At 56.8% G+C, this 10,653-nt stretch carries 23 protein-coding genes; 20 read left to right on the forward strand and 3 right to left on the reverse strand.

Annotated elements, in window-relative coordinates; all coding sequences use genetic code 11:
* Positions 1 to 324 (reverse strand): helix-turn-helix domain-containing protein (locus Q8L89_04230; GenBank protein MDP1708255.1); only part of this gene is annotated, 324 nt, incomplete at its 3' end.
* A 78-nt stretch (positions 325 to 402) separates the two neighbouring features.
* Between Q8L89_04230 and Q8L89_04235 the strand changes: the two genes are divergently transcribed.
* Complete coding sequence (locus tag Q8L89_04235) at positions 403 to 618, forward strand: hypothetical protein (protein ID MDP1708256.1); 216 nt, start codon at positions 403 to 405, stop codon at positions 616 to 618.
* A gap of 222 nt (positions 619 to 840) precedes the next feature.
* On the opposite strand, the gene Q8L89_04240 is transcribed toward Q8L89_04235, so the two are convergent.
* The gene (locus Q8L89_04240) at positions 841 to 1,122 is read right to left on the reverse strand and encodes a hypothetical protein (protein MDP1708257.1); all 282 of its coding nucleotides are present in this window, start codon (positions 1,120 to 1,122) and stop codon (positions 841 to 843) included.
* A 34-nt stretch (positions 1,123 to 1,156) separates the two neighbouring features.
* Here Q8L89_04240 and Q8L89_04245 point away from each other — a divergent pair, with 34 nt between their 5' ends.
* Together Q8L89_04245 and Q8L89_04250 are read left to right on the forward strand one after the other, a co-directional pair.
* On the forward strand, positions 1,157 to 1,291 hold the full coding sequence (locus Q8L89_04245) for a hypothetical protein (GenBank protein ID MDP1708258.1): 135 nt from the start codon (positions 1,157 to 1,159) through the stop codon (positions 1,289 to 1,291).
* Between the two features lie 8 nt (positions 1,292 to 1,299).
* Positions 1,300 to 1,560, forward strand: a complete 261-nt coding sequence (locus Q8L89_04250) for a hypothetical protein (protein MDP1708259.1) — start codon at positions 1,300 to 1,302, stop codon at positions 1,558 to 1,560.
* On the opposite strand, the gene Q8L89_04255 is transcribed toward Q8L89_04250, so the two are convergent.
* Complete coding sequence (locus Q8L89_04255) at positions 1,531 to 1,953, reverse strand: hypothetical protein (GenBank protein MDP1708260.1); 423 nt, start codon at positions 1,951 to 1,953, stop codon at positions 1,531 to 1,533. The genes Q8L89_04250 and Q8L89_04255 overlap by 30 nt on opposite strands.
* Positions 1,954 to 2,046: 93 nt before the next feature.
* On the opposite strand from Q8L89_04255, the gene Q8L89_04260 reads away from it, so the two are divergent.
* From Q8L89_04260 to Q8L89_04340, 17 genes are all read left to right on the forward strand, one after another.
* Positions 2,047 to 3,951: a hypothetical protein gene (locus Q8L89_04260; GenBank protein MDP1708261.1), complete on the forward strand. Its 1,905-nt coding sequence runs from the start codon at positions 2,047 to 2,049 to the stop codon at positions 3,949 to 3,951.
* 24 nt (positions 3,952 to 3,975) lie between these two features.
* Complete coding sequence (locus tag Q8L89_04265; protein MDP1708262.1) at positions 3,976 to 4,902, forward strand: ATP-binding protein; 927 nt, start codon at positions 3,976 to 3,978, stop codon at positions 4,900 to 4,902.
* A gap of 35 nt (positions 4,903 to 4,937) precedes the next feature.
* Entirely contained in the window at positions 4,938 to 5,540 is a 603-nt protein-coding gene (locus Q8L89_04270) for a hypothetical protein (protein ID MDP1708263.1), read from the forward strand.
* Between the two features lie 24 nt (positions 5,541 to 5,564).
* Entirely contained in the window at positions 5,565 to 5,762 is a 198-nt protein-coding gene (locus Q8L89_04275) for a hypothetical protein (GenBank protein ID MDP1708264.1), read from the forward strand.
* A 16-nt stretch (positions 5,763 to 5,778) separates the two neighbouring features.
* Complete coding sequence (locus tag Q8L89_04280) at positions 5,779 to 6,012, forward strand: hypothetical protein (GenBank protein MDP1708265.1); 234 nt, start codon at positions 5,779 to 5,781, stop codon at positions 6,010 to 6,012.
* A gap of 13 nt (positions 6,013 to 6,025) precedes the next feature.
* Positions 6,026 to 6,448, forward strand: coding sequence for a hypothetical protein (locus Q8L89_04285; protein MDP1708266.1), 423 nt, complete (start codon positions 6,026 to 6,028; stop codon positions 6,446 to 6,448).
* A complete protein-coding gene (locus Q8L89_04290) occupies positions 6,445 to 6,753 on the forward strand; it encodes a hypothetical protein (GenBank protein ID MDP1708267.1) in 309 nt (102 codons plus the stop codon). The genes Q8L89_04285 and Q8L89_04290 overlap by 4 nt, the downstream gene beginning before the upstream one ends.
* A 1-nt stretch (position 6,754) precedes the next feature.
* Positions 6,755 to 7,048, forward strand: coding sequence for a hypothetical protein (locus Q8L89_04295; GenBank protein ID MDP1708268.1), 294 nt, complete (start codon positions 6,755 to 6,757; stop codon positions 7,046 to 7,048).
* A gap of 6 nt (positions 7,049 to 7,054) precedes the next feature.
* Entirely contained in the window at positions 7,055 to 7,237 is a 183-nt protein-coding gene (locus Q8L89_04300) for a hypothetical protein (protein MDP1708269.1), read from the forward strand.
* Positions 7,159 to 7,608: a DUF4406 domain-containing protein gene (locus tag Q8L89_04305; protein MDP1708270.1), complete on the forward strand. Its 450-nt coding sequence runs from the start codon at positions 7,159 to 7,161 to the stop codon at positions 7,606 to 7,608. Before Q8L89_04300 ends, Q8L89_04305 begins: the two co-directional genes overlap by 79 nt.
* Before the next feature lie 18 nt (positions 7,609 to 7,626).
* Positions 7,627 to 7,776 carry a hypothetical protein gene (locus Q8L89_04310; GenBank protein ID MDP1708271.1) on the forward strand — a complete coding sequence of 50 codons (150 nt, stop codon included), beginning with the start codon at positions 7,627 to 7,629 and terminating at the stop codon, positions 7,774 to 7,776.
* Between the two features lie 40 nt (positions 7,777 to 7,816).
* Complete coding sequence (locus Q8L89_04315; protein ID MDP1708272.1) at positions 7,817 to 8,434, forward strand: DUF3164 family protein; 618 nt, start codon at positions 7,817 to 7,819, stop codon at positions 8,432 to 8,434.
* A gap of 51 nt (positions 8,435 to 8,485) precedes the next feature.
* A complete protein-coding gene (locus Q8L89_04320; GenBank protein MDP1708273.1) occupies positions 8,486 to 8,782 on the forward strand; it encodes a hypothetical protein in 297 nt (98 codons plus the stop codon).
* 232 nt (positions 8,783 to 9,014) lie between these two features.
* The gene (locus Q8L89_04325) at positions 9,015 to 9,221 is read left to right on the forward strand and encodes a hypothetical protein (GenBank protein MDP1708274.1); all 207 of its coding nucleotides are present in this window, start codon (positions 9,015 to 9,017) and stop codon (positions 9,219 to 9,221) included.
* Positions 9,222 to 9,224: 3 nt separating this feature from the next.
* Positions 9,225 to 9,902, forward strand: coding sequence for a hypothetical protein (locus tag Q8L89_04330; GenBank protein ID MDP1708275.1), 678 nt, complete (start codon positions 9,225 to 9,227; stop codon positions 9,900 to 9,902).
* 3 nt (positions 9,903 to 9,905) lie between these two features.
* On the forward strand, positions 9,906 to 10,103 hold the full coding sequence (locus Q8L89_04335; protein ID MDP1708276.1) for a hypothetical protein: 198 nt from the start codon (positions 9,906 to 9,908) through the stop codon (positions 10,101 to 10,103).
* 3 nt (positions 10,104 to 10,106) lie between these two features.
* Entirely contained in the window at positions 10,107 to 10,547 is a 441-nt protein-coding gene (locus Q8L89_04340) for a hypothetical protein (GenBank protein ID MDP1708277.1), read from the forward strand.
* Positions 10,548 to 10,653: the final 106 nt, after the last annotated feature.

Consider the following 10,653-nt stretch of genomic DNA (forward strand, 5'->3'; position numbering starts at 1 on the left):
CAGCACATCGCCCTCATGCACCACGGCCATGCCGCCACTGAGCCCGGCCACCGCCAGCGCATCGATTAACGGGATGCCGCCAGAGGATACTTCCATGGCCTTGGGCAAGGATGACCTGAGCATATCGCCTTCACCAGTAAGTAGCCATTGTAGATTATAGTCTAAGTAGGAGGCGAATTTGAGAAGCACATCCTCACCCAGATTGCCATCTCGCTTTCGCATCGTGGCAATATATCCATTACTGAGACCAAGCTCTTTCTCAACAGCAGCGGGCTTTTTACCACCATCCTCGAAGGCTTGGACAATACGATGAATGGCTTTCATAGAAAAAAGTTTATCAAAATCTTGTGTAATTAAAATATAGTCTATTCCTTTGCCTCCGTGATAACAAAGGAAAACATAATGAGCGAACCGAAGGGCCTTCTCAAGCGAGTGGCCAATGAGACAGGGTACAGCTATGGATATGTGAGGCTGGTGAATGCGGGCGTGAGGCGCAATGAGACCATCGCCAAGGCCATCATCAACGAGCGCAGGCATCAGATAGAGGAGCTGGCCGGGCAGATACGCCACGAGGCGGTGACGGATTTCAACGAACCATCAAAAACGGAAGTGCAATGAGACTGCTGACCCTGACCATAGACTATGATGAGACCAGCGATAACGGTAGGCATGTGGCCGAACTGACGGTGGGCGATGAGCCTGTGCTGTGCGTAGAGCTATTCGGCACAAGCGCAATGAGCTTGCACAGCAAGGAACGCGTGGACGTGCTGGGTCTGGTGGAGACCGCCAATAGGCTCATTCACACACACAAGCCTGTAAAGCGCGTGAATTTTTTCAGCGTCAGTCCTGAAGCGGGGGGTCAATTCCCCCAATCGAGCGAAGCTGATCACGAAGCCAGTCGTCAAGCGATGCGTCATACTTCGGATGCGATCGCAGCCGCTGTAGAGTCGCGTCTGAAAGCAGTTGAAGATAATCATCGCGTATCATCTTCTCCAACCCCGGCTGCTCATGAGCAGCAAGACGGGCCATCAGTTCCCGGTTCAGCAGCATCATCGCGTCAAGCATCAACTGGCTGCGGAACGCCATCTGCGCCACCTCTTCCTCTGTGAAAGTGATTTTCATGTCATCTGACAATTAGCCCCCAAACCTAACGATAATGCTCACCGCCCTTGCCATCATCCTGTTCATCATCATCCTGCTGCCGGGCAGCCTGTGCCTGCTGGTGTGCTGCTGGGCCATAGGGCTGGCTATGGGCGACATCATCACGGACATCATCCGCAACATCAAATAACAGAAGTCATGAGAATCATCATAGAGACATACAACATCGCAGACTCGGTAAGGATTGAGAAGGGTAGTCCAATCATTCGCGGAGGCTTCCAAAAGCCCAAGATAGTCGAGGTGGTCGTGCGGGTGAGCAGTCTGCTCGGAGAGGTGCGGGTGAATGCCGACTCTAAGGAGGAGTTTGCGGAGCGGCTGACCTCTTTGCTACAGGGCGGCATAGAGAACATTCTTGGCACGGCCGAGGGGCTATTTGAAAGCGCTGACAAGCAAGGTTGAAAAATTGGTTAACGTGTTGAACACATCCAACATATCGCGCTCGGGCACCTTGGCCCTCAGCTTCTCAAGCAATGCTTTGAGGTGCTCCAGTTCTGTCTCGATCAGACGTTCGTGCATGGTGTACCCGCCTCTTGACAGGAAGGTGTGTGCCCGAACGGTGACATGGAGGTCAACGTTGTCGTGCCAGCTCAGCCCGGAGTACTGTCCTATCAATCCCTCTCTCGCCATTCCGCTGAGAACGCCATTGACCCCGTACCTGTCAAGCCCTGTTAGCTCGCAGAGAGTGGTAACGCTTATGTATTCCTGTGATTCGGGAGGAAGTTGGTTGACCAGAATATCCAATACAATGTCTTGCTGCTTCGGTGTAATCATCTCCCAAAAATAGCCATGCACCCCTCCCCCGCCTACACCCATCACAACGGCACCCTTTGCGTGGTCGGCTCGGCCGTGATAGGCAACCCCGTTCCGAAGTGGAAGTGGGACAACATGATTAAGTCGCCTAACATTGGGTGTGAGCGGAAGGGTATCGGCCGTACGGTCAGCAGCCTGGTCGCGTGGGGCAAGCTGCCCCCGGACGTGAAGGGTGCGATAGTAGAGGTGCACGGTGAACCGAAGATAGGGCATCCGCCCAGCGGACTGAAGGAACGCATTAAGCCCGACATCGTGGCCGCTGCCTATTACAGCACAGTGATGACCACCAAGGGCGCACTGCTGCCCGCCAAACAACAGGAGTACACCGCCAATGCGCAGGTGATGAACGCCATACTGCTGGCACAGGACACCGAGAAGCAGGCCCGCGCCAAGCACGGTGTGAACAAGAGCGACTTCTGGACACGCGCCAGCGATGCGGTGAACGGACTGCCCAAGGACACGGGCCACAAGCTGCCCAAGAATGCACGGGCACTGAAGCGCAAGTGTGACGAATACCGCGCAGCCCGCAAACGCAGCGCAGAGGAAGGCTATGCGCTGCTGGTGCATGGCGGTGTGGGCAGCCAGAACGCGCTGAAGGTGACGCACACCATGGAGCAGCTCATTGTGAGCATTGCGGTGATGCCGGAGCGGCCATTCACCAGCACGGTGTGGGAATACCTCGCCATGTTCCTCGCAGGTCACATGGAGGTGTGCGATGCCCGCACGGGCGAAGTGATAGACCACACGCAATTCTGCGATGCACAGGGCAACGCCATCACGGTGAGCGAGGCCACGGTGTGGAACTACATCAAAAAGAACGACACGCTGATAGGCAGTCTGACCATGGGCAAGCACCGCTTCATCGGTGCGCATAAGCCCTACCACCACCGCCACGCTCCGGAGTGGGTCTTCAGCAAGGTGACGATGGATGACCGCGACCTTTCGCGCCTGATGGATGACGGCAAGCGCGTGAAGGCATACTACACCTATGACGTGTGCAGCGGTGCGGTGATAGGCCGCAGCTACAGCCGCTCGAAGGACGAGGCGCTGTTCATCGACTGTCTGAGGGACATGCTGAGGTTCATTGATGCCGGACGCTATGGCGGCATCCCTGCCGAGGTGGAAGTGGAGCACCACTTGGTGCGCAAGTTCAAGGACGACCTTGAGCTGATATTCCCACGGGTGCGCTGGTGCAACCCCGGCAACTCGCAGGAGAAGTCTGCCGAGCATTTCAACAGGTCGAAAAAGTTCACCGTGGAGAAACGCAACCACGCGGGCATAGGCCGATGGTGGGCGCGCTACAGCCGCTATCAGGTGGATGAGGACAAAGTGAACGATGAGTTCGTGGGCAAGCGGTTCAGCTATGAGACGCTGGTGGCCGATGACATGGAGGACATCGGCCAATACAACGCGCAGCTTCACCCCAATCAGAAGAAATATCCCGGCATGAGCCGCATGGATGTGCTGGAGGCGAACATGAGTCCGGAGCTGATGCCGCTGAGCCGCCCCGCCATCATGCACATGATAGGCAACCTGACGCCAACGAGCATCAACAGACTGGAGCTGCGCGCCAACCATGGACACTACCGCCTTCCGAACGGCCTGAAGGACATGGACATGCTGCGTCCGGGAGACATCACCGTGGATGCCTACTGGCTGCCTGACAACAATGGCGAGGTGAACGAGGTGCATGTCTATCAACATGGCCGCTACCTGTTCACCGCTCCGAAAATAGAGACCTACAACCGGGCGAAGGCCGAGTGGAAGGATGCCGATTCGGACAGCTATGCTGCACAGGCCGAGTATGTGGGCCGCTTCGATGCCGAGGTGAAGGCCAAGGGCAAGGAAGTGATGAAAGTAGCCGTGATAAAAGCCGACCGCATGGTGACCAACGTGGAGCCTGCCGAGGTGATGCCTGAGCCGGTGCGGCCGGAGCCGATGGCACAGAGTTTCAAACGCTCATTGAAAGACAGATACTGATTAACCCGATAACCACCACCACCGATGAGAGTGACGCATGACTTCAGGCAGGCCGTAGTGGGCAAGCTGATTGAACGGAGAGAGATTTTCGTAGGCACCGATAAGCGGTTCGCCACCACATGGGTGATACCGCAGGCCGTATGGAGCACCCTTAAAAAACGCCATGCCGATGGCAGCACGGACTACAATGGCCTGCTGAAAGACCCGAAGTGGATAGGCTTGGGCCGCAGCCTCGGAGTGCTGACCCGGACGCGGAAGTGGAACACGGTGCGCACCGATGTGTTCGAGACCATTGAGGAAGACATCAAGTTCTGCAAGCAGTACTCGAAGGCGCGCATCTTCGTGGACGACTGCGCCATCGGCAAGACCTACACTGCCAAGTATCTCGCGGCACAGCTGCCCAACACGTTCTATGTGGACTGCTCGCAGTGCAAGACGCATCCGCAGTTCGTGCGCCAACTGGCCCTTGCGATAGGCGTTGACCACAAAGGGCCGCTGCTGGATGTGAGCGACACCATCCGCTACTGGCTCACCAGCCTCGAAAGGCCCATCGTTATCCTCGATGAGGCAGGCGACCTGAACGTGGCGGCATTCCTTGAGCTCAAGAGCCTGTGGAACGCCACCGAGAACGCCTGTGGGTGGTATATGATGGGGGCCGATGGCCTCCGCGCCAAGATAGACCGGGGCTACAACAACAAGCGGCTGGGCTATGCCGAGATATTCAGCCGGTTCTCCGAGAAGTACAGCACGGTGGTACCCGTGGGCAAGGAGGCGAAGAAAGACTTCTACCAGCGCATCATCACACAGGTGCTGCGGGCCAACATGGACGACAGCCAACTGAAGCACCTGGGCGAGATAGTGACCAAGTGCGTGACGCACGACAGCGTAGGCCGCTTCGGTGGTCTGCGCAGGGCAGAGAGCCTTTTAATCCTCCATTCAACCAACGATTAAACGGCCTTTCAATGCCGCCTAAAAAGCCTCTAACCGTGACCAACATCATCACCAAAAAGCGAAAACTGCTCCCGTTCGAGGGCCAATGGCTTGAGGCCATCGGGTGCCCGGAGCTGACGCACTCGTGGATAGTCTATGCCGAGAGCGGCCACGGCAAGACCACCTTCACGATGCAGCTCTGCCAGTACCTCGTTTCGCTGGGCGTGAAGGTGTGGTATGACACGCTGGAGGAAGGCGACTCGGAGAGCTTCAAACAGGCCATTCTGAGGACGGGCATGGCGGGCATCGGCAAGCAGTTCATGGTGCTGGACAAATGGCCCATTGAGGCGGTGAAGGACAGGCTGCGGAAGCGCACCCCTCCGCAGGTCATCATCATCGACAGCATCCAGTACAGCGGCCTGCGCTATGCGGACTACCAGACGCTGCTGGATGAGTTCAGGCAGACGATGTTCGTGTTCATCAGCCATGCGGACGGCAGCAGGCCGAAAGGCTCTGTGGCCGAGGCGGTGCGGTTCGATGCCCACGTGAAGATTCGGGTGGAGGGCTACAAGGCGTTTGTGAACAGCCGATTCCGGGATGGCGAGGGCCAGCCGATAGTGATATGGGAGGAAGGGGCAAGCAAGTATTGGGCGGTTTAGACATCAGACCATAGACCACAGACCATGAAACACGTGAACCCCGATGTCTTCAAGCCATGGAGCCTTATCCACTTCATCTATGGGAGTCCGGACAGGGCGCTGTGTGGCGCAGTGATACCAATCACCGGGGAGTTCACCACTGACCAAGTGAACTGCTCTAAGTGCATCAGGACGGTCGAGCAGTGCAAGAATGTGAAGGAAACCGAATACATCAAACCATAACCAAAAACCAACCACCATGAATTTCAAGCAAGTAAAATTTGACAACATCTCTGTGGTCATCGAGAAGGGAGAGCGTGATGCTGATGACGGGAACACAGTGTATGAGGTCGTTCAGACGGTCGATATAGACGGAGTGACCGCAGAGTCTGCTCTTGGATTCTATGACGAAGACAGGAGAGATGAATGCTTCGAGAAGTATGGAGAGGAACACGCCAGACATTTTTTCAAGGTGATCAGCCAATTCGTTTAACCACCACACCACCATGACCACCCACCACCCCACCACCACCGCGCCACAGCTCTCTGACGAGGGCGTGAGCAATATGATACGCCTGCACACCGGGCTGAGCGAGAACGACCACAACGACCTCATCATAGATGCGGGTGTGGACTATGCCGGAAGGCAGGGGTCGTTCACCGAGCGCGGCCGTCAGAAGCTGCTCCAGAGCCGCATGTTCTGGCAGTGGTGGTGGAGGAACTGGCTGGCCGTTGACCGCGCCATATTGGCCAATGTAGAGACGTTGCATGCAACGTCTCTACCGGCAAACGAGTACCTGCGGGCGCACCTGATGGCGCACAGCTATGAGCTACCGAAGATCATGTGGCGCAAGCTGTTCATAGATGCCGACTGCAAGCCGCAAGGGCACAGAAGTGTTCAATCACGCTACTCAACCGCACAGCCATGAACATCAAACTGAAACAGCACCAGCACAATCTGCTGACGGCAGAGCTGGAGGAACTGATCACCGACCTGGGGAAATCGAAGGACGCGGACGTGCAACTGCTGTGCTGTGTGCTGGCAGAGCTGCACAAGAAGATGTACACGAAGCTGTATGATGTGAAGCCGCTCTACAAGACTGGCCTGACGCCCGCGCAGGCGGTGGCATTGAACACGGCATGCAGCCGCTATCTGATGGATGGCATCCACCCCGAGCACACGCAGATGCTGGCAGGTGCGATGATGCTGAAGATTCATCCAAAACTGGTCTGATATGAGCGAAGAGAAGAAACCACTGATGTGGACGACACAGCAGGAGCTGAAGCAGCAGCAGACGCGCCTGAAGAATCTGGAAGAGGCCCGCGACCGCATCAGCGCGCAGATGGGAAGGGCGCAGGGCATTGAATGGTTCCGGCTGTGCAGTGAATGGAGCGGGCTGAACGCGACCATCTACACGGTGAAGACCGTGATCGCCAATGTGAAGGCCACGCGAGACACGCACGGCCACGAGATAGGCGGCATGAGCGCGGGATCGGAAGTGAGCACCAAACACAGCAACCAACAATGAGACACGATGCTGCCCATAGCGACAAGACTGCTCGGCCAACGGCTGAGGGAGGTGGACGCGGAGATGAATCGCGTGATGCTGCTGAAACCCAACAACAGGCGCACGAAGGAATGGAGCAAGGACATGGAGCAGCTCCGGAGCATCCGCAGGCAGGTGATGCGGGAGCTGGAGGTGTTGGACACGGTGTAGAGACGTTGCATGCAACGTCTGTACAACGCCCCAAATGCTACATCAGCGGCCCCATCACGGGCCTACCTGCGGAAGAGTACCTTTTGAATTTCTATCGCGCCAGCCGCTATGTGGAAGACCTCGGCTATGAGGCCGTTAACCCCTGCGACCTGAACCATGCCGGGCACGACCAGACGTGGGAGAGCTACATGCGGGTGGACATCAAGGCACTGATGGACTGCGAGGCGATATGCCTGCTGCCGGAGTGGCACAGGAGCGTGGGCGCTCGCACAGAGTATCACCTCGCGCAGGTGCTGGGCATGGACGTGGTGATGCCCGACAACGGCCCTGATATCGTGATAGAGGCACTCATTGAACAGGACATTCTTTAACCAAAAACCAAAACCATCATGCCAGAGACCATCGAAGAATTTGTTGACGCAGCAGTCGATTACATAGAGGGATACTGCGACCTCGAAGATGCTGAATACCTGATCTACCTGACACGGCTCCGCGAGGAAATGGACAGGTTGATAGATGCCGAGAAGGCTAAACTCTAATCACTAATCAATCATCAATCACCAAAAACCAACAAACATCATGACACACACATCAAAAGACCAATTCTGGAAGGACGAGGCGGGCACCGTCATCCCCTTCAACCGCATCACCACCTATGAGCGCAAGCGCGAGCGGGCAGCCGCAATGCTGCACAAGGGCGCGAAGGCCATCAGCGCACAGCTCTCCGCGTATAAGAAGACCATGCGCGAGCTGTGCAACGAGGTTTATGAGGAGTTCATGGCCTCGAAAGAGAGCGACCGCTTGGCGAAGGGCAACTTCACTTGGCACAACTTCGACCGCAGCATCAAGGTAGAGGTGAGCATCAACGACCGCATCGAGTTCGATGACCTGCATGTGAAGAGCGCAAAGGAGAAGTTCGACACGTTCATGGACATCAACGTGGAGAGCAAGAATGCCTTTGTGAAAGAGATGATCATGAGCGCGTTCCAGACGAGCAAGGGCAAGCTGGACACCAAGCGCGTGTTCGACCTCATCCGCTACCGCAGCAAGATCAACGATGCGCTGTTCAGCGAGGCGTGTGCCGTGCTTGAGGCGGGCATCCGCAGGCCCGACAGCCGCACCTACTTCCGTGTTTGGGAGCGCACGGGGAAGGATGGGGAGTATCAGCTCATCGACCTGAATTTTTCAAGCATCTGAACACTAACCCGGATGGCGCAGATAGGCTGCGCCATCCACAGAACCACCACCATGATTAAGACCAGCACACATCACCTACATCGACTTACTCCCATTGTGGAGGAAATAGCTACTGAGATAGCCAGTGCTGTCCAAAAGCACCCTGAATGGCCGAGGGACATCATTCACCAGTGGGCCATCGTTCAGGAGGAGGCCGGAGAGACGCAAAAGGATGTGCTGCAATGGGTGTATGATACGGTCGATGGCGATGCGTACATGTACCAGAAGGAGAAGGTGCGGGCAGAGGCTGTTCAGACCGCTGCCATGTGCCTGCGGTTCCTTGTTCACCTTGATGATGTGAGGCCATGAAGATTTACATCCATATCTACCAGCGGCACGCAGAGGGCTCGAAGGAGGTGCGCAGGTACTTCAGCAGCAAAAAGAGGTCCAATGATGCGTGGGCGCTTCATTGGAGAGAGAAGTCATTGCGCATCATAGACCAGGCATCATCGAACAGCGGTGATATGCTTCAAGTCCATGCTCAGGATTTCGAGAATGTGAATTGGACGCTCAAACTAATTGCAGTTAACGCAGAGTAATCATGACCCAAGACACCACCATCCACCACAACCGCCTCAAGTCCCTTCACGGCCACGTGAAGGCCGTGCGCAATGCACAGCGGGCTTTCTTCTCGCTGCCCAAGGTGGTGAGCCAAGAGCAGCGCAATGGCTTCCTACAGGCCAGCAAACAGGCCGAGAAGGCTTTGGATGCCTTCATGCAGCAGATTGAATATGAGAAACTGGTCTGAGCCATGCCCGCCAACAAGAACGCCATAGCCCGCTACCGCATCATCGCCTCCACGCTGGAGGCAGCCTCAGCGCGGAATCCTGTGAGCATCCATGAGCTGGTGCTGGCGGTTCGGGTGTTCACCGACCAGCAGGTGAGTGTCAGCACCATCGAGAAGGACATCCACGCGCTGCGGCATGACGAGGCACTGAATATCCACGCGCCCATCAGGGCCGCGCCCAATGGTGGCTTCTACCTCAACGACATCATCGACAGTCAAAAACTCAATCCATTCAAAACCATCACCATGAACCTCAAAGCATTCAACACATTGAACACCGTGAGCGCAGGGCGCAGCGGACAGGCCGTCATCAGTATATCGAAGGCGGGCGTATTCACCCTCAGCAAGCCAGCGGCCGAGCTGCTGAAGGTGCAGGAGAAGGACCGCATCATCCTGCAACAGGACCAGGACAGCCCGAAGGACTGGTATGTGATGCGCGATGACGAGGGCGATGGATTCCCGCTGCGCCAAGGCTACGATGCGAAGGGGCTGATGTTCAACAGCGCGGAGCTGCGCAGGGTGATGCTGGCAAGCCTCGGCAAGGATGCGACCATCACCAAAGGTGTGCGCCTGCCCATGGGTAATAATCCCATCTCAGGACACATCTGGCCCATCATGACCGCAGCACTCAACAAGCACTGAGCCATGACCTTCACCGTAACCACCGAAGACCCAGAGGAAGCCCGCAGGCTGGCCAAGTGCACCGACATGGCCATTGCGCTGTTCGACATACGGCAGGCACTGCGCGACAACGATGAGCCGCAGACCCGCGATGAGCTGGCCGAGAAGATAGGCTACATCATCGCAGACCACAACATCATCATTGATGATATACTGACCTGAGCCATGACCCGCTACATCCTCACATCTGTCCGCACGGGCAACGAGATAGATGTCACATACGATGACGCTGGGCGGCTGTGGGCGGTGGGGCTAAGCGGCACCTACACCGATGATGAGCATGTGCGCACGTGGGGCATCATGCCGCTGAGCATCGGGGCGATGCGCCAGCTCGTCATCAAGGGTGTGACCATCCGCGAGGTGCCTGCCGACCTGACATTCGAGACGTTCTACGGCAAGTATGCCTACAAGGTGGACAGGGCAGCCGCAGAGGCCGCATGGGGCAAGCTGAAGGACAGCGACCGCATGGCCGCGCTGGAGGGCATCGCCAAGTATGAGCGGTGGCTGGGCCAGAAGGGCACCGCCAAGCTCTACCCGGTGCGCTACATCAGCAAGCGCGTGTGGGAGTGGGAGGAGCTGAAGAAACCGATAGCCGTGAGCCGATGAGCTACGCCCCCACCATCCGCTCCCTCCACACCCTGCTCTCCAAGCGCGGCCTGATGGACGACAAGCGCGACATCATCCGCGAGCACACGCTTGGCCGAACCGAGAG

It is taken from the genome of Gammaproteobacteria bacterium (assembly GCA_030680605.1).
Classification (GTDB): Bacteria; Pseudomonadota; Gammaproteobacteria; order SURF-13; family SURF-13; genus JAQBXX01.